General features: G+C 47.2%; 12 protein-coding genes. 1 reads left to right on the top strand and 11 read right to left on the bottom strand.

Features of this window, described 5'->3' with window-relative positions:
* Window positions 1–27 precede the first annotated feature (27 nt).
* The 5 genes from TCARDRAFT_RS05035 to TCARDRAFT_RS05015 all read right to left on the bottom strand — a co-directional run bounded on the left by TCARDRAFT_RS05035 (window position 28) and on the right by TCARDRAFT_RS05015 (window position 8,652).
* Entirely contained in the window at window positions 28–1,338 is a 1,311-nt protein-coding gene (locus TCARDRAFT_RS05035) for an MFS transporter (protein ID WP_007288936.1), read from the bottom strand.
* Window positions 1,339–1,911: 573 nt separating this feature from the next.
* Window positions 1,912–3,312 carry an FAD-binding oxidoreductase gene (locus TCARDRAFT_RS05030; protein WP_007288935.1) on the bottom strand — a complete coding sequence of 467 codons (1,401 nt, stop codon included), beginning with the start codon at window positions 3,310–3,312 and terminating at the stop codon, window positions 1,912–1,914.
* A gap of 318 nt (window positions 3,313–3,630) precedes the next feature.
* On the bottom strand, window positions 3,631–4,923 hold the full coding sequence (locus TCARDRAFT_RS05025; protein ID WP_007288934.1) for a nickel pincer cofactor-dependent isomerase, group 22: 1,293 nt from the start codon (window positions 4,921–4,923) through the stop codon (window positions 3,631–3,633).
* A 125-nt stretch (window positions 4,924–5,048) separates the two neighbouring features.
* On the bottom strand, window positions 5,049–6,329 hold the full coding sequence (locus tag TCARDRAFT_RS05020; protein ID WP_007288933.1) for an MFS transporter: 1,281 nt from the start codon (window positions 6,327–6,329) through the stop codon (window positions 5,049–5,051).
* A gap of 886 nt (window positions 6,330–7,215) precedes the next feature.
* Window positions 7,216–8,652 (bottom strand): sigma-54 interaction domain-containing protein, encoded by a 1,437-nt coding sequence (locus tag TCARDRAFT_RS05015; protein WP_007288932.1) that lies wholly within the window; start codon window positions 8,650–8,652, stop codon window positions 7,216–7,218.
* A gap of 299 nt (window positions 8,653–8,951) precedes the next feature.
* Between TCARDRAFT_RS05015 and TCARDRAFT_RS05010 the strand changes: the two genes are divergently transcribed.
* Window positions 8,952–9,530: a YdcF family protein gene (locus TCARDRAFT_RS05010; RefSeq protein WP_007288930.1), complete on the top strand. Its 579-nt coding sequence runs from the start codon at window positions 8,952–8,954 to the stop codon at window positions 9,528–9,530.
* Here the strand turns inward: TCARDRAFT_RS05010 and TCARDRAFT_RS05005 are convergent.
* From TCARDRAFT_RS05005 to TCARDRAFT_RS04980, 6 genes are all read right to left on the bottom strand, one after another.
* Complete coding sequence (locus TCARDRAFT_RS05005; protein WP_007288931.1) at window positions 9,517–12,906, bottom strand: DNA polymerase III subunit alpha; 3,390 nt, start codon at window positions 12,904–12,906, stop codon at window positions 9,517–9,519. The genes TCARDRAFT_RS05010 and TCARDRAFT_RS05005 overlap by 14 nt on opposite strands.
* A 137-nt stretch (window positions 12,907–13,043) precedes the next feature.
* Entirely contained in the window at window positions 13,044–13,328 is a 285-nt protein-coding gene (locus TCARDRAFT_RS05000; RefSeq protein ID WP_040683076.1) for a hypothetical protein, read from the bottom strand.
* A 276-nt stretch (window positions 13,329–13,604) separates the two neighbouring features.
* Window positions 13,605–14,015, bottom strand: a complete 411-nt coding sequence (sepF, locus tag TCARDRAFT_RS04995; RefSeq protein ID WP_007288929.1) for a cell division protein SepF — start codon at window positions 14,013–14,015, stop codon at window positions 13,605–13,607.
* Window positions 14,016–14,124: 109 nt separating this feature from the next.
* Window positions 14,125–15,825, bottom strand: a complete 1,701-nt coding sequence (locus TCARDRAFT_RS04990; protein ID WP_007288928.1) for an adenosylcobalamin-dependent ribonucleoside-diphosphate reductase — start codon at window positions 15,823–15,825, stop codon at window positions 14,125–14,127.
* Window positions 15,826–15,852: 27 nt separating this feature from the next.
* On the bottom strand, window positions 15,853–17,673 hold the full coding sequence (gene typA, locus TCARDRAFT_RS04985) for a translational GTPase TypA (protein ID WP_007288927.1): 1,821 nt from the start codon (window positions 17,671–17,673) through the stop codon (window positions 15,853–15,855).
* A gap of 122 nt (window positions 17,674–17,795) precedes the next feature.
* Window positions 17,796–18,646: beta-CASP domain protein (locus TCARDRAFT_RS04980; RefSeq protein ID WP_007288926.1), on the bottom strand; the 851-nt coding region annotated here is incomplete at its 5' end.

Below are 18,646 nucleotides of genomic sequence, written 5' to 3'. Positions count from 1 at the left end.
TCCAGAGGAGTTTACACAAATTTTATTTTACACTCCCGTGTCTCTCGAGCTGACGCTTGCATTATTTGGTATTCCCGTTGAAGTTATTTCCGGTAAAGTTAAGGCTGTAATAAAACCTATTAACAACGATGCTGATAGAACATAAACTCCAATATTGGTACTACCAAATTTAGTGACACACCAGCCAACGATAAACGGCCCGAAAAAGCCACCCATATTCCCGAGAGCATTTATTATTCCACGTGCTCCACCTGCTACCTCGCTGGGAAACAACATGGGTGGGAACGTCCAAAATACGCCACAAGCAGCCTCAAAAAACACCCCGCAGCCAATTAAGAATGTGTAAGCTATCCACACCTGGTTGTCAAATTGAGTAGATAAATAGAAACACAAGGCAAAACCAGCAAGTGGAATTGCCGTATACAATTTTCTATTCATGTGTTTGTCAGAAAGTACCCCAAAAACATATATGCCAATCATAGCTGCAATATAAGGAAGTATTGTTAATAAACCAATATAGGTTATGCCCATCTTAGTGAGCGACTTTAAGATCACTGGCAACCACATAGCAAATCCGTAGATACCAACCTGATAGCAAAAATAAACAACTACTAATTTCCATAAATTTATGTCTCTAATCAATTTTTTATATGAAACGGGTTCGCCAGATTGAAACGCAAGTTGTTCTTCCTTAATTCGAGCGACAAGATAATCGCGTTCTTCGTTACTTAGCCATTTTGCATTTTCCGGACGGTCAGAAACCATAGGCCACCAAATAGCAACTAACGCTATGGTTATGGCGCCTTCGATAATAAATACCCATCGCCACCCCCAAGCGGCAATGATCCAGCCAGAGATTGGCCCCGTAATCATTGTTGCTAACGGAAGACACATAGTAAATAAGGCGTTTGCCCGAGCACGTTCTTCATTTGGAAACCAGTGGCTAAGCATTACCAATATAGCCGGCCAGACACCGCCTTCAGCAACACCAAGTAAAAAACGCAAAACCATCATTTGCCATATATCCTTAGCAAACCCACATGCCATAGCAAATACTCCAAATGCAACAATTGAAACGGCAATAAATTTCTTTGCACCTCCTTTTTCAGCAATATGCCCACCAGGAAACTGCAAAAATAAATATCCAACAAAAAATATCCCAGCCGCCAATCCAGCCATTGTGGCTGTAATTCCCAACTCTTCATTCATTCCTCCTGCCATTGCAAAGCCAAAATTAGTACGATCCATGAAAGAAAAAATATACACAATGACAGCAGCAGGTATAATTCTCATCCAGCGCTTGTTGGGGATCTTCCTTGTCAACATAACTGATTCCATAATATTTCTCTCCTTTCTTTTTGCTTCGTTATTGCACTATACCTATACATATTATTTTTACATAAAAATAAATATTAAATGACCGTCTCACTCGACTGTTGCTGCTTACACTTTTTGACAGTAGTTTGTTCACTTTCAATGGCCAAAACAGGTTTTTGTTAATTTTAGATTTTAGATTTTAGCAACTCATTATGTCTAATAAACTATCACTTGGCCTAAGTATTTGAGAAGGATGCCTTCCAGATGCCAAATTAATTTAGCCGTGATTTTTTCGGTTTTGTAATTGTATTCCCTTCCACCGAAAAGTCAAGGGTACGCTTAAGCTAAACATTTTTGCGAACGCTCACCCTTGACTTTTCAGCTCCAGGGAATGTTTTATGTTCAACCAAGGAAAAATCACTGTCAAACCTAGCGGCCCAGTTAAATCAGACTACGGTCACATAATCTGAGCAATAGCCGGATAAATATTCCGAGAGGTACCACCCAGCTTCTTTTCGTGGGAGCCAGGTGATTTCGTATATTTTAGACGTTAATAGTCTCGGAGCAAATTTGCTGCAACGCTGATAAACTTATTTATACTTTTACAATTTTGCCGGGATTCATAATATTATTAGGATCTAACGCCCTTTTAATCGCTTTCATCATTTTTAGTTCAACTGGATTTGCAAACTCTTCCATTAGATCTAACCGTTTATAACCGATACCATGTTCGCCAGATAGTTTCCCGCCTAATGAATAAACATATTGATATATTTCATGTTGTATTAGAGGCAATAGTTTATTCCATTGCTCAATATCCATATTTTCTTTTAGTATTTCAGCATGCACATTGCCATCTGCAGCGTGTGCTGCACAGTGAATTCTAACATCATATTTCTTGCTGATATCATCAATCTTTTTAATAATATCAGTAATTTTACTTGGGGGAACAACTATGTCTTCAGCGGAAAGAATGAGGCTACGCGCACGGTCAGCTTCTGCAAATGATTTTCTTGCTTTCCAAATTTTATTAGGATCAGCAACAAGAACTTCATAGCCTCCATTTGTTGTGCATAATTCGTCGATAAGAACGCACTGATCTTCTAATACAGTTTCATTGTCCCCATCAATCGTTATTATGATATAATGTCCAGACTCACTACGTGGTAATTTTTCTTCTAAAAATTCCTCACAGCAACGTACACTCTTGTTATCCATAAACTCTACGCAAGTAGGTATAATACCAGAATGCATTATTTTAGGAACAATATTTATTGCAGATTCTGCACTTGGGAAAATCGCTAGCAAATGCATCTCGTGTTTAGGCAGTGGACTCAATTTTAAATACGCTTTAGTAATAATACCTAAAGTACCTTCTGAGCCCGCAATCAACTGAGTTAAACAATAGCCCGTCGAATCTTTTTTTAACTTACCTCCCAGAGTTACAATATCCCCTTCAGGAGTAACAATTTCTATACCTGCTACCTGTTGTCGAGTAGTACCATATTTTACAGCTTTATTTCCACCGGCGTTTGTCGCTATATTGCCACCAATAAATGAACTATCTCCACTACAAGGGTCACCAGCATAAAAGAGGCCTTTATCATTAGCAGCTTTCTGCACTTCTACAGTTCTCACTCCAGGCTCGGTAACCATGATCAAATTTTGTTCATCTATCTCCAATATTTGATTCATACGCTCAGTTGACAAAATAATGCCACCATAAAAAGCCACCGCTCCACAAGCAAGACCTGTACCTGCCCCACGTGGCACAACAGGTATTAACTCTTGATTAGCCAATTTAACTATTTTTGAGATCTCTTCTGCGGTTCTAGGTAATACAACAACCTCAGGAGTTTTTTTATACTTTGATTCCATAACTTCGTCATGTGAATATGGTTCTAATTTATCCGGATCAGTCCATACATATTTTTCTCCGACAATGCTTTTCAACTCGTTAATAATCGCAGTGTTAACTGATTTATATTTTGACATCACATCACACCTCCACGATCATATATGCGACTACGGCATCGTGCGACCACTTTTCTTTAAGAATCTTTGTTTCGACAAATTGTAAAAAGGCCGCTGCTTTAAACGTTTTAACACAATCCAAGCGGCGTTTTTCGTACAACGCCTGCCCAACCTCAGAAAAATAGGCACTGTGTACGGTTCAGCCGGAACGTCGCTGTTTTGTAGCTCCTCTTCGTATTTCCCGCAAAATCGTACTCTGGTGGCGATTGAGTTTGCCGCTATATACCGGATTTCTCCCAGAAAGTCTTTTTTTATCTTTTTCTACTGTTGCATTTCATTTTACAATGAACCATTCAAGTCCAACAAATTCCCTTTCGCATCAAACTTTAACTCTAAAGGATCCGTCAAGATAGTCAGATTAGGATTCTTGTAGGCCTCATCTATCATGTTTTCAGAAATCATAATGGTCTTTAGATGTAAAGTATCTGCAATCCGGACTAACCGCACTTTTTTCAGATCGGGTACCTCCGCTGTCAGGATAGCTGCCCTGAACAAGTCGTAGTCTGAATTCATGACAATAGGTATCTTGGCGGCACCTGGCAACACTGCCGTAATGCAGTTGGCATAAGTTGCCTCAAAATCGATTTTGTTGAATATTCTTCGGGTTATATAATCCGCCGTCCCAATCCCCGTAGCATTGCCATGACTTTTTTCGGTCAGATCAAGAACGCCTATCCGTGTTGGATAATTGGCGCTAGCAACATATGGAGACGCGTATCGACCGATCACATTCGGATCCATTCCCTCACCGGATATCTCTTTCCCAATCTTGTCGACAATAAGGACATCTATCTTGTCAAAAAGAATTCGTGGAATATTTTCCATAGCGATAGGCAGCAATCGTTGATCTTCCTCCAGCAACCTTTCGGCGGGCACCGCGGTAACATGCATGATTTCATCGTATGCGTTCTCCACAGTCCCTACCGCAAAAAGAATCGGCGCATTTTTCAATGCTACTTCGGCTATCTGTAAAATATGTTCTCCCATATGCCTATAACCATAGGAATGACAAGTAGCCGCACCGCGATGTTTGCCGAAACCAATTGCAATCATTTTCGCAAATCCGCTCTCCGATTTATTCCGAAATGCCGTATGCGGCTTGATGCGTGCGATGAACACGATTCCGTCGGCTTCCTGTACTGCGTGCTTGTCCATATATACCGGCAAACCGTTTGAAATATTTCCTATCTGAACAACGTCCATGCTAGAGACAATTGGACAACCTACCGCGGCCTCAGTTATTCCAAGACTGGCAAGTATTTCAGCCTGCCCTTCAGCTGTTGCTCCTCCATGACTTCCCATGGCTGGAATAATAAATGGTTTTGCGCCGCGTTCCTTGATGAATTTTACCAGTTCTCTTGCCAGAAGGTCGATCTTGCAAAGCCCACGACTGCCAATTCCTATGGCGATACGCTTTCCAGGATGGATTTTTCCCAAAATTTCTCGCTTGTTTAGTTCCTTATGCAATGCTTGCACCAAATCGTCAACTTTTGCAGCATTGAAGTTTTGTTTTACTTTGAACATGCGTGGCACCGTAATGCCTTCCAGCATCTTATCTAGGACTCTCATCATACTCACCACCCTACATCATGATATCCGTGGCCTGCTAGGCTAATCATCTTATGACGATTACTCTGGCAGGATAACTCCCTACCTAGCTTCAGAAACTACTATATTGTGTTGGGCTCATGTGATATTTATAAAGTTGCTCCAGCGCTTGCTCTTTCGGGTACTTTCAGTTGCTGATCCGGTTTAACCATTAACCAGAGCACAGCTCCTACTACCGCCAAGGCCGATGTAGATATTAATACGACACCCCAACCGTAATTTGTCGCAATCCAGGCTGCGGTAACAGGCGCCGCAACACCGCCAATATTACCCCAGAAATTCATCCAACCACTAACAGTACCGGTAAATTTGCCCCCTAGATCAATTGTGGAAGCCCATGAAGCGGCGAATACCAGGCCTAGCCCACCATGTGCCAAAGTCAACCACATTACTGTAATCCATTTATCGGTCGTATATGCTGCTGCATTTAAGGCAACGCAACAAACAACCAGTCCCGATATGCCAAATAATGTACGAACCTTATTTTTTGTCATCCCTGCCTTTAGCATCCGGTCAGAAAGATAACCGGTACCAAGGACACCTATAGTCATGGCTATCCATGGCAGAGAGGCTGCAAACCCCATTTGCTGTAACGAAAAGCCACGGGCTTCCATGAGGTATACTGGCAACCAAGCCAAAAATACGTAGGTGATGTAATCGGTGACAAAAAATTGCCCCGCAATCGCCCAAAATTGTGAAGAAGTAAGAAAAGTGCTCCAAGGAGCCACCTCTTTCTTCTCAGTAGTTACCTCTGTACCTTCCATAATATGCTCTAGTTCTGCACGATTAACAAACCGGCTTTCGTTGGGACGGTCTGTGACAAGATAATAATAGCAAACTGCAATCAGTATTCCTGCCAAGCCAAAAATATAGAATACTGCGCGCCAACCCCACGCCATCATAATAGCAACAACGATCGCCGGACCAAAAATCGGCCCTATATAAGCACCGGCGGACATCATCGCAGCTGCTTTACTTCGCTCGGTAGTCGGAAACCATTTTTGGTTTGCCGTGTTAAGTGAAGGAAATATGGGACCTTCCCCAAGACCAAAAACAAAGCGCGCGGCGACAAACGTTGCGAAACTATTACACAAACCTGTCAGTGCGGTGAAAAACGACCACCAGCCTACTGCCAGCGAAGTGACAATACGCGGACCAAAGTATTCGGCCAGCATCCCTCCTGGAATCTGGCAAGATGCGTAAGCGAGAAAGAATGCCGTTTGCATCATTCCCATGTCCATTTTACTAAAACCGAATTCTTGCATGATCATGGGAGTGGTTACTGATAAATTGACCCGGTCCATATATGATACAAAGGCTATGAACATTCCGAATAATCCAACCACCCAACGATAATTTGTCATTTTCATAATAATCTATACACCCCTAAACAATGCGATTATTCATTACTGCCTTGTTGATTGCCTTGCTTATCATAACTTGGCCGCAGGCATCACCTCAATTTCTACGCAATTTTGACTTTTTTGTTTATACTCTCTTTAACGCAATTATTATTATGCCAATTCAAAAATGGTAAATTAAGGCAAATTAGCAAATATAGTAACAATTAAATTTTTGGAGACTTTCCCCCTTCCGGGAATGTCTTAAACCACAACAGTAGCAAAGGTATAGCTGGCGTAATCCAGCCCGGTACGACCGGATCGCCCAGATGGGCATCTACAAATAGTAAAAGTCGTTCAGGATGACAATAGTAATTGCAATTTCAAACGGCATATCTAAATACTCCTGAAGCACTGGAATACTATCCAAACATATCGCGCACATCAATAAAAAACTTAATCAGCAACTTCAAACTTCTAGTGAATAAATGGCAGCCACAATTGAAACGGTCCTAGCGGAATATATGGTTGCGGTTCACCTTATTCCCTCTTGTAAATTGGTTCTAACCAACTCAAACATAATCATCCTTTCTTTTTAATTTAACAGGCTATCAATATGTTGTTGTTAAAGATAAATTGTCGCAAATTCGTTGACCACCTCCACGAACTAATCTGTCATATAACCTATTAGTCCATAATTGCAAGTCTCGTGCCAATTTTTAAAATTATCAAAAATAGCAGCAGTCCTGCTTTTAGGGTCTTTTTCTATCAATTCGAAAAGACGGTTTTGAGCAGGACTGCACAAAATAATTTATCAAAATAATTTATCAAACAAGCTGCCACCCCGTTCTATCCGTCCTGTGCAAAAATGCGCACTGTGCATTTTTGCACAGTGCGCTGAAAATATAAAGATAGTTCAAAAAATCTGTTTTTTGCTAATCAGCCCATATTTGACCGCTTTCCGGCAGGCTGTAGTACGGTCAATGCCTAATACATCCGCTACCTTGTTCCAGTTGCCGTATTGGCGAAAAGTTTCGGTTAGCAAATATTTTTCAGTTGCCGCAACCGCTTCTTTTAGTTTGGTCCCTGTTTTGGGCAGAGGAATACGAGCATTGACCTGCTGCGGCAGCATGTCCGCAGTTATTTCATTACCGGGTGTAGTTACAACCAAACGTTCAATAATATTTTCCAGCTGGCGCACATTACCCGGCCAGGAATATTCCGTCAGTCGGTCGATGACATCAGGCAAAATGACCTTATTAAACCCGAATTTCTTGTTAAATTTATCAAGAAAGTGTTTTACAAGCAGCGGAATATCTTCTTTGCGCTCGCGCAGCGGCGGAATGTGAAGCGGTACCACCATCAGGCGATAATAAAGATCTTCCCGGAATGTCCCCTGCTGAACCATGTGCGCAAGGTCGCGGTTGGTAGCGGCAATAATCCTGACATTGACGCTTTTCTGCTTCACCCCGCCTACCCTGATGACAGCTTTTTCCTGAATTACGCGGAGCAGCTTGACCTGCAGGACCGGCGGCATTTCGCCAATTTCATCCAAAAAGAGCGTTCCGCCGTCAGCCAGCTCAAATAAACCGGGCTTGCCTTCCCGCTTGGCGCCCGTAAACGCGCCGCCGTCATAACCAAACAGTTCTGATTCCAGCAACGTCTCAGGGATTGCGCCACAGTTAATTTTTATAAACGGTCGATTATCGCCCCGACCGTGCCGGTGAATAAGTTTAGCAAATAATTCTTTGCCTGTCCCCGATTCGCCGGTTATAAGAACGGTGGAATCAACATCCGCCACCTTGGTCGCCAGTTCCACCACCGCCGCAATCGCACGGCTGCGGAATATAATATCAGGATCTTTGATATGAAGCGCCCGCAAATGGTTAAGTTCCGTCTGGTATTTTAAAGTTTCTTCCTGGGTTTTGGTCAGCTGATTCTGTAGCCGGTTGAGGTCGGTAACGTCGCGGACATTGGTAACTACCCGGAAAATGCCGCCACGCTTGTCAAAAACAGGATTGCCGGTAACCAGAATATGCTTATTATTCCGTTTCACAATTTGGTCAATCGTTACCCGGGCGCGCTGCTCTAAGACAAGCAATGTTACAGATTGATCATATAGCCCCTCCCGGACCAAATCCACCATATTCCGCCCGACCACTTCGGCCGCCTTGATGCCGGTAATACGTTCGTAGGCGGCGTTAAGCCTTAGCACGTTAGCCTTCCCGTCGGTGATAAAAATACCGTCATATGATGAATCTATAATCGCCTCTAGTTCTGTTATTAGCTCGTTAAAGTTTGCGTATAGGTTTTCATCCCGGTAACAACTGTCGTAAGCATTTGGAACTTTCATCGGCGCCTCACTCCGTCTTTCCTCGGCACACCAAATATGCCACAAGGTAACATTGGTAATTAAGTTATGCGGGCATCTGCATAAACTTCGATAAAACAACAAAACGAACATCGCTTTTTTGAATTCTCCGACTAATTATCAATGTCCTGCTAAAGCAAAAAATTTCAACCCGCGCGATTACCCCTCGAGCTTGAAAGATGAGTGTTTTGCGGTGTTCCGCCTCATACGTCCGCGTTACCATCAACAGGGAAAAGTAGTATAATATATGTGCTATATAAAAACAGCAGTGGAGGCCACCTATGCTCCAAAGCAAACAATTGCGCAAGTATTTGCTCTTTCTTGTCCTGATATTGTTCCTGGCAGTAGAGGTACCCATTATTGCCGTCGGCCAACTTGCCAAACCAGAGCCGGGCGATGTCATAATTGTTCTTGGCGCCAAACTCATCGGCCACGAGCCCAGCACCATGCTTCGCTTGCGCCTGGATGAGGCCGCGAAGCTCTATCAGGCCGGGTACGCTCCTTTCATTATTGTCAGCGGTGCCCAAGGCTGCGATGAAGTAATAAGCGAAGCAGCTGCCATGCGTAACTACCTAATCGCGCATGGTGTACCTGCCGACCGCATTTTATTGGAAGACAAGTCGTTCAATACCCAACAGAATCTCGCCAATTCACTAGCCATCATGCGCGAACATGGCCTGCAGCGAGCGATTATCGTATCCAATGCTTCACATATCCGCCGCGCCCTGGTCATCGCCCATAATCTGGGCATGGAAGCCAGCGGCGCGCCGGCTCCCATGGCTAACAATGCTTATCTGACGACGAAACAATATGTGCGCGAAGGCGCGGCGATGTTGGCATTGGTTTTTAAACAACCATAACCGAACCTTTGCCCAGTAAGTTTTCAAGAGCTTCTATCGCTGCCGGCGACGGTTCAATCCAAAATTGCCGCTCGGTGCGGATAACCCGCCGGCTGTCTACGAGATGCAGGTAAACGGTTGTGGAACCAGGGTGTTTGCGAAAGACTTCCTTTAAAAGCTCTAAGGTGCGGCTTGTTTCCTGCCGCTTCAGAATCTTAATCCGCACCTCCCGCGGAGCGGCAGCTAGCGATGCAATAGCTTCGGCCAGCACCTTGACGCCTTCTTCGTTATGGGCAACCCGGCCAATCACACTTATCGGCGCGTCCGGGTACAACAGTTTGCCGTACTTTTCGAAAACGCGCGGGAATATAACCACTTCCACCTGATTGGTGAAATCCTCCAAGGTAGCGAAACACATCATCTCGCCCCCTTTGGTAGTGATGCGCTTGGCGCCGGCGATGAGACCGGCAATGCAAACTGTCTGCCCGTCCGCATACTGCATAAGCTCATCGATTTTTGTATAGTTGTTTAATTGATCACGATATTTATCCAGCGGATGACCGGTTACATAAAAACCGGTCATTTCTTTTTCCATGGCCAGCAATTGTTCCTTAGGCAACTCTTCCAGCGGCGGCGGAACAATGTCATCGGCCGAATTAACGGTTTCGTCGCTAAATAACCCCATTTGACCGGAAGCAAGGTCTCGCTGCCGACTGGCGGCTGCTTCTACGGCCTGGTCCAAAATAGCCAACAATTGGGACCGCCGCCAGCCCAGCGAGTCAAAGGCACCGCATTTTATTAGACTTTCAATGACTCGCTTGTTCACGGTCCGCATGTCCACGCGAGTACAAAAGTCAACAAGAGAAGTAAATTTGCCGCCGCTGTCACGGGCGGCAATAATGTTGGCAATAGCCGCATCGCCAACGTTTTTTACGCCGGCAAGCCCGAAGCGGATGGCCTGGCCATCCACGGTAAAGTTTTCCCGGCTGGCGTTAATGTCAGGTGGCAAGACAGGAATACCCAGCCGCCGGCATTCTTCAATATATAATCCTACCTTCTCGTTGGCCCCCATGACACTGGTCAATAGTGCGGCCATGAATTCTTGGGGGTAATGGGCTTTCAGGTATGCCGTTTGATAAGCAACCAGCGCATACGCAGCGCTGTGCGATTTATTAAAACCGTAATCAGCAAAATGAGCCATGAGCTCAAAGATATTAGCGGCCGTAGCGCTGTCAATGCCCCGTTCGGCCGCGCCGCGCATAAAATTGTCCCGCTGCGCTTCCAGTACCTCATGCTTCTTTTTCCCCATGGCCCGGCGCAAGAGGTCAGCCTGTCCAAGCGTAAAGCCGGCCATAACGGAAGCGATCTGCATAACCTGCTCCTGATAAAGGATAACGCCAAACGTTTCCTTAAGGATAGGTTCCAGCAGCGGATGAGGGTATTGAACTTCTTTTTTCCCGTGCCGGCCGGCGATAAAATCGGCCACCATGCCGCTGCCAAGCGGACCAGGCCGGTACAAGGCCACCAATGGAATTAAGTCGTCAAACCGTTCCGGCTTTAACTCTTTTACCAGGTTAGTCATTCCGGCCGACTCCATCTGAAAAACGCCCAGCGTCTCACCATTAGCGAGGAGTTGGCAGGTTTTCGCATCATCTAGGGGGATGGCGTCAATATCCAAGCGGATGCCCCGACTTTTCCGCACCAGTTCAAGCGTATCGCCAATAACCGTCAAAGTGCGAAGGCCAAGCAAATCCATTTTTAATAGACCGATTTCCTCCACCCGGTCTTTGTCATACTGGGTTGTGACAAAACCTTCGGTGGAATTTTGCAGCGGTACATACTGCGTGAGCTTTTCCTTAGCAATAACTAATCCTGCGGCATGAGTGGAGGCGTGGCGCGGCAGGCCTTCCACGGCCATGGCGAGATCTAGAAGTTTGCGCACTTTGTCGTCGGTTTCATAAAGTTCCCTCAGTTCAGTGCTGACTTCCAACGCCCGCTGTAAGGTTGTCCCCAGCTCAGTCGGTATCAATTTGGCAATACGATCCACTTCTCCGTAAGGAAGATTAAGCGCCCGCCCGACATCACGCACGGCAGCCCTCGCCGCCATGGTACCAAAAGTAATAATTTGGGCCACATGATCGGCGCCATAGCGTTTCGCCACATAATCAATAATTTGCCCCCGCCGCTCGTAGCAAAAATCAATATCAATATCAGGCATCGTTACCCGCTCGGGGTTTAAAAACCGCTCAAATAACAGTCCATACTTTAAAGGGTCGATATTGGTAATACCCAGCAAATAGGATACGATGCTGCCGGCCGCCGAGCCCCGCCCCGGCCCTACCGGAATATCCCGGCTACGGGCGAAGTTGACAAAGTCCCAGACAATTAGAAAGTAGCTGGAATAACCCATTTTTTGAATAACCGCTAACTCGTATTCCAGCCGCTCCGTTGCTTGTGCCGTTCCTGTCGGATAGCGCCGGGGCAACCGTTCGAAGCACAACCGGCGCAGATATTCGTCGGCCGTCAGCCCGGCCGGTACGGGAAACTCCGGCAGATGGAGCTTGCCAAATTCAATACTAACCTGACAGCGCTCCGCAATGACGAGCGTATTGGTAATGGCGTCAGGTCGCCAGCCAAACAGCGCGGCCATTTCGGCCGGACTTTTGAGATAAAATTCATTGTTGGGAAACCGCATTCGGCCGGAATCGTCCACTGTTTTCCCGGTCTGGATACAAAGCAAAACATCATGACATTCAGCATCGCCTTTATCTACATAGTGAATGTCATTAGTGGCTACCAGGCCTAGCCCCAGCTTATCCGCCAAAAGCGCCAGCTGGGCATTGACCTGTTTTTGCTCGGGCAGATTATGATCTTGAAGCTCCAGGAAAAAGTTACGCGGGCCAAAAATATCCCGGTATTCATGAGCTAGCGCCTCGGCCCCCTCAAAATCGCCCTTAAGAAGAAGAGCGGGAATCTCTCCGGCAATACAGCCGCTTAAACAAATTAGCCCTGTGCTATAAGTACGCAATAGTTCCTTGTCGACGCGGGGTTTGTAGTAAAATCCCTCGCTATTGGCCCGTGAAACCAGTTCGATGAGATTACGGTAACCCTGATCGGTTTCGGCAAGCAGGACAAGGTGATAATATGCTTCACCCTCGACGGCGGTTTTTTCCCACCGGGACCGGGGCGCAACATAGACTTCACAGCCGATAATCGGCTTTATCCCTGCAGCCCGAGCTTGTTTATAAAAATCAATAACGCCGTACATATTGCCGTGATCGGTGATAGCTAACGCTGGCATACCCAGCTCTTTGGCCCGGCAAACAAGATGCTTAATCCGACTGGCGCCGTCCAACAGACTATATTCTGTATGTACATGCAGGTGAACAAAACTCATTTTTCCTACTCCCGCTATTCAAATCTAAAAATTTTATTCGTGAAAAAGGGCGTCGAATCCTGTTGAAGAGCAGGTCGGAAGCAGGCAGTGACTCTTGGTTTTTCTATGCGCCGGTCTAAGTAGGAAGCTACTCTATTTTAGCCTCGCATCGCCCTGGCGAAACGTTCTTGCCGCCGCGTCCGCACATCCTTCCGGCCCGTAGCAAGGTAGGCCATGTACGGTCGCCGCTGGGGCGCGATACGCCGGGCATGAGCCACAAACATTATAATCGCAGTCAGCGCCCAAACAACAACGAACAACCTGCCGGCTGTTGATGCCAGAAATTCAGGTAACGCCGCCGAAAACAGGATCAGCAGAGCGGACAAGGTAATTAAACTGATTAACGAGCCGAACCTGCTGGTTTTTTCTTCAAAAACACGCATTCCGCCACACCTCGCTGAAGGATTGTTATTGCATAACACCATAGTAAATGATATTCACTCCAGCGCTAAATATTACCAAAAAGCTACCAGCCTATGCATACGCCGCGTTACCGCCGTTGTTCACGCACTGGGGCTTATGCACGCTCTCCTTCTCAACTTTAATATCGACGAATTTACCATGGCGCCGTGTAATATAGAAAAAGCATGCAAGACACCGTCCTGCATGCTTGTCTTTTACCTAAGGTCATACTTGCTATAAGCTGCTGCGTTCCTCCGCTACTGTTTTCCTTCAAAAGGCCGTTTAACATAGGTGGGAATGGTATAAGCGTATAGTTCTTTAACTACTTCGACAAAAGGCGGTACATAGAGGATTATCTCGTCTGACACCCGCTCGGCGCTGCTGCCGGTGACATATGCGACCCCGTTTAAAAAATCAGTAATACGTTGGCGAACTTTTGCATCCACCTTCTCCATATTAATGATTACGGCATAATTGGCTTGTAAATAATCAGCATAAAAGCGAATATCATCAAAAGTCTGGGGTGAAGCGGCGATAATCTTCAAATTAGCCAGCTTATGCAGGCGCAAGTGAGCCCGCCGTTCAGCCGCCGAAGTCGGTGCATCCTGCGGAACTTCCTCTACCGGCATAAGAAAATTGGTCAATCTTTCGATTAATCCCTGAGCCATATTATCGCCCCCCATCCTAAATCATCGCCATTTTTTGGTAAAAATTCGACACCTCTATTATTTTTCCTGCTAACAAGCGACATTTTTTGTTTTTTATGCAAATGGCCGCTCACTCCTGACAAAGGGAGCAATTTGCCGCAACTCCCTGCACCAGCACTTGCTGATCACGGCTGCCATCGCGGTATACGGTGACACCTTTGCAGCCACTGCGATATGCCAGAGAAAAAATGCGTGCCACATCGTGCGGCATGGCCTTATGCGGCAGGTTAACCGTTTTTGACACGGCGTTATCAGTATATCGCTGGGCGGCGGCCAATTGGGCCACATGCCATATGGGACGGATTTCATGAGCGGTGGCAAGCACTTGTTTGACATGATAAGGCAGTCCAGTATTCCTTACGCTTCCCTGATGCTTGATTGTTTTTTCAACGTCAGTTGTCAACAGGCCGCGTTTATCCAGGTAGGCAAGCACGGTCGGATTAATGCTTGCTAGCACTTGCCCGCCAAGCACATGTCGGGAAAAGGCAAGGGCAAACAACGGCTCAATGCCGCTCGAACAGTTAGCAATGATACTGATCGTCCCCGTCGGGGCAATAGTAGTAACAGTGGCATTGCGGACAGGCCCTATGCTGCTCTCATAAATACTGCCAGGATAGGCAGGAAAAGGACCCCGCTCCGCTGCCAATCTTGCTGACTCCCGGCGGGCTTCGGCGGTAATAAACCGCATGATATCCGCCGTCAGCAGCACCGCTTGTTTACTACCGTAAGGAATGTCAAGCATGATGAAAAGGTCGGCCAGCCCCATGATTCCTAAGCCAATTTTCCGGGTACGCAGCGTTGCTTCCGCCACAGCCGGCAAAGGATACCAATTCCGGTCAATAATATTATCCAAAAACCGGACTGCCCGACGAACGACAACGCTCAGCCGGTCATAATCAAGGTGCTGCCCGTCGGCCGCCACCATCTTGGCGAGGTTAACCGAACCTAAAACACAAGACTCATAAGGCAGCAGAGGCTGCTCGGAGCAAGGGTTGGGCGCCTCAAAATTGCCTAAATGCGGTGTTGGGTTAGCCCGATTAACGGTGTCCAGGAAAAACAGGCCCGGCTCACCATTTTCCCAGGCCATTGCCGCCATCAGATCGAATAGGCGCCGCGCCGAAACTTGGCGGACGGTACGGCCGGTGCGGGGATGCACGAGGGCAAAGGAACGATCCTGCGCTACCGCTACCATAAATGCATCCGTAATACCCACCGAAAGGTTGAAATTATTTAACACAGTACGATCCCGTTTGGCGGTAATGAACTCCTCAATATCAGGATGGTCAACCCGCAGCACCGCCATATTGGCTCCCCGCCGTACGGCGCCCTGCCGCACTACCTCGGTGGCGGCATCATACACATGCAGAAATGAAACCGGACCGCTTGCCTTGCCATTTGTGCCGGCAATTCGGTCGCCCTTGGGGCGGAGACGCGAAAAAGAAAAACCGGTGCCACCGCCGCTCTGATGGATCAATGCGGCGTGCTTTAAAGTATCAAAGATATCGCCCAGCGAATCATCAACCGGCAGGACAAAACAAGCAGCCATTTGCGCCTGCTTGCGCCCGGCGTTCATAAGCGCCGGCGAGTTAGGCAAAAACTCAAGTCCGGCCATTATGGCGTAATATTCCTGACAAGCCGCCTGTCTATCCCCGCCATACAAGGCTTCCGCTTCGGCGACATACTCGGCTACCCGCCAAAACATTTTTTCCGGCGTTTCTCCTTCCCGTAGATATCGGGCTTTAAGTACGGCCATCGCTTCGCCGGACAGCACGTCGCCCCCCTCCTTTCTTTTTGGTCTTTAGGCCCCTAAACTGCTGTTTTTCCGTGCTTTCGCCCGCTCATGGCGATCGAGAATGGCTTTGCGCAAACGAATATTCCGGGGGGTTACTTCTACCAATTCATCGTCATTGATATATTCCAAGGCCTGTTCCAGACTGAGGATCCGCGGCGGCGTTAAACGGATGGCCTCATCGGCCGAACTGGAGCGCATATTGGTTACATGCTTCTTTTTGCACGGATTGACGTCCATATCCATTTCCCGCGCATTTTCTCCCACAATCATCCCCTGGTACACGGCTTGCCCGGGAACAACGAACATAACGCCGCGGTCCTGGAGACTATATATGCCGTAGGCGGTCGTTTCCCCGTCTTCAAAAGCTACCAACGCCCCTCTCGTCCGTCCGGGAATATCGCCTTTATACGGAGCATAGCCATGAAAAACATGGTGCATAATGCCATGGCCCTTAGTGCTAGTCAAAAGCTCTGATCGAAACCCGATCAAGCCTCGGGCCGGAATGACAAATTCCATGCGAAGATAGCCAGCCAGTTCGACCATGTTGACAAGTTCCGCCCTGCGGGTACCTAGCGCTTCCATGACCGGCCCCATATACTCCTGCGGTACGTCAATGGTCAAAAACTCCATCGGCTCGCAAAGCTGCCCGTTGATGGTTTTGTATATAACTTTCGGCTTACCTACCTGAAACTCGTAGCCTTCCCGCCGCATCGTCTCAATCAGGATGGAAAGATGCAGCTCGCCCCGTCCGGCTACTTCAAAGGTATCAGGACTGTCCGTTTCCGTTACCCGCAAACTGACATTGGTCTCGGCCTCGCGGAACAAGCGGTCCCGCAGATGGCGGGAAGTAACGAATTGACCTTCCTTGCCGGCAAAAGGACTGGTATTGACGCTGAACATCATGGACAAGGTTGGTTCGTCAATACTGATGGATGGCAGCGCTTCCGGGCATTCAGGGTCGGCGATGGTATCACCGATATTTATTCCTTCCAGACCGGTAATGGCTACAATATCCCCCAGCGCCGCCTCTTTCACCTCCAACCGCTTAAGCCCCTCATACACATATAAGCGGCTGATTTTGGCTTTCTTTTCCGTATCGCCGTTAATTAGCGATACCGTTTGCCCGCTAACCACACGGCCACGCATGACCCGCCCGATGGCAATGCGTCCCACATAGTCATCATAATCCAAAGTTGTCACCATGATTTGCAGAGGACCGTCAATATCACCGGCGGGAGCGGGTATGGTCTTGACTAAAAGGTCAAACAACGGCTCCAAATTCGTACCTTCATCATCCATATTAAGTTTCGCCACCCCGGAACGGGCCGAGGTGTAAACGACAGGAAAATCAAGCTGCTCGTCGTTTGCTTCCAATTCAATAAACAGCTCCAGCACTTCATCGAGAACGTCATCAATACGCCGATCGGGCCGGTCAATTTTGTTAATGACCACAATCGGTTTAAGTTTTTGCGCCAACGCTTTGCGCAGCACATATTTTGTCTGGGGCATGGGGCCTTCAAAAGCGTCTACCAGCAGCAGTACCCCGTCCACCATGTTAAGGACACGCTCCACCTCTCCTCCGAAATCGGCGTGACCGGGGGTATCGACAATATTAATTTTAATTCCCTTATATGTAATAGCCGTGTTTTTCGCAAGAATAGTAATACCCCGTTCCCGTTCCAGTTCATTTGAGTCGAGAACACGTTCGGCTACTTGTTCGTTTGCCCGAAAGATGCCGCTCTGTTTTAGCATGGCGTCAACCAGCGTCGTCTTGCCGTGGTCAACATGAGCAATAATGGCAATATTGCGCAAGTCTGTGCGTTGCATTTTAGCTAGTCCTCCTCTGGGTAAAGCAAAAAGGATGCCTTTCTTAACTGCATCCTTAGTGTCAATACATATCAATATATTATGCGATAGCCTGCCTGTCAATTATTAACGGCTGATATTCCTTATAGATCACCCAACGTTTTTTTGACAAAAGCGTTGATTTTCTCCAGCTGCCGAATAATTTCCGGTAATTTGCCGGCATCGGCGGCCACCATCCGTTCCAGCCGCAGACGATAGGCAGCATAAATGCTCTCCAGCTGGGCGAGGTAGTCGTGAAATTGCTGCAGGGCAGGGTCGACAACAAGAATCTGCGATTTTTCCAGATGCCATTCTCTACCGGATATGACTGCCGCATCCCCGTAACCCGGGATAGTAGCCGCAAAGCCTAGTCTTTCGGCCATAAGCGCCGCGAACGGTTCAGCTGCGTCACGCTCACCGTGAACGACAAAAACCTGAGCTGGCTTGTTCTCAAAGTGGGATAACCAAGTCAATAGCTGCTCTTGGTCAGCATGGGCTGAAAAACCGTCCAGGTTATAAATTTTCGCCTTAACACTAATTTCTTCGCCGAGAATTTTTACCCGTTTGGCGCCGTCCAACAGTCGTCGCCCCAAGCTGCCCTGGGCCTGGTAGCCTACCAATAGGACACTGGCTTCCGGCCGCCATAAATTATGTTTTAAGTGGTGTAGAATGCGGCCCGCGTCCGCCATGCCGCTGGCCGAAATAATGATGGCCGGTTGCTCAAGACTGTTGATAGTTTTCGATTCCTCAGCTGTCCGGGTAAAGACGAGTTGTGGCAGCCGCAGGGGGTTATCATGCTCCCGGCAATACAGGTCATAGGCTTCACTGTCGTATTCCTGCGGGTTGTGTAAAAAAATGTCAGTGGCCGAAATAGCCAACGGACTGTCGATAAAGACCGGTACATCCGGTATCTTGCCGGCTTTTAGCAGCTTATGCAAATAATAACAAAATCGTC

This window comes from Thermosinus carboxydivorans Nor1, from assembly GCF_000169155.1.
In the GTDB taxonomy this organism is placed as follows: domain Bacteria; phylum Bacillota; class Negativicutes; order Sporomusales; family Thermosinaceae; genus Thermosinus; species Thermosinus carboxydivorans.
Note: the sequence above shows the minus strand (reverse complement) of the source record. Positions and strands in the feature narration are given on the sequence as shown.

Bases quoted from the DNA above. Each gene is read 5' to 3' on its own strand.
- TCARDRAFT_RS05030 (WP_007288935.1), bottom strand. From the start codon at position 3,312: ATGTCAAAATATAAATCAGTTAACACTGCGATTATTAACGAGTTGAAA.
- TCARDRAFT_RS05015 (WP_007288932.1), bottom strand. From the start codon at position 8,652: ATGAAAGTTCCAAATGCTTACGACAGTTGTTACCGGGATGAAAACCTA.
- TCARDRAFT_RS05035 (WP_007288936.1), bottom strand. From the start codon at position 1,338: ATGGAATCAGTTATGTTGACAAGGAAGATCCCCAACAAGCGCTGGATG.
- TCARDRAFT_RS05020 (WP_007288933.1), bottom strand. From the start codon at position 6,329: ATGAAAATGACAAATTATCGTTGGGTGGTTGGATTATTCGGAATGTTC.
- TCARDRAFT_RS05025 (WP_007288934.1), bottom strand. From the start codon at position 4,923: ATGATGAGAGTCCTAGATAAGATGCTGGAAGGCATTACGGTGCCACGC.
- TCARDRAFT_RS05000 (WP_040683076.1), bottom strand. From the start codon at position 13,328: ATGCGTGTTTTTGAAGAAAAAACCAGCAGGTTCGGCTCGTTAATCAGT.
- TCARDRAFT_RS05005 (WP_007288931.1), bottom strand. From the start codon at position 12,906: ATGAGTTTTGTTCACCTGCATGTACATACAGAATATAGTCTGTTGGAC.
- typA (WP_007288927.1), bottom strand. From the start codon at position 17,673: ATGCAACGCACAGACTTGCGCAATATTGCCATTATTGCTCATGTTGAC.
- TCARDRAFT_RS05010 (WP_007288930.1), top strand. From the start codon at position 8,952: ATGCTCCAAAGCAAACAATTGCGCAAGTATTTGCTCTTTCTTGTCCTG.
- sepF (WP_007288929.1), bottom strand. From the start codon at position 14,015: ATGGCTCAGGGATTAATCGAAAGATTGACCAATTTTCTTATGCCGGTA.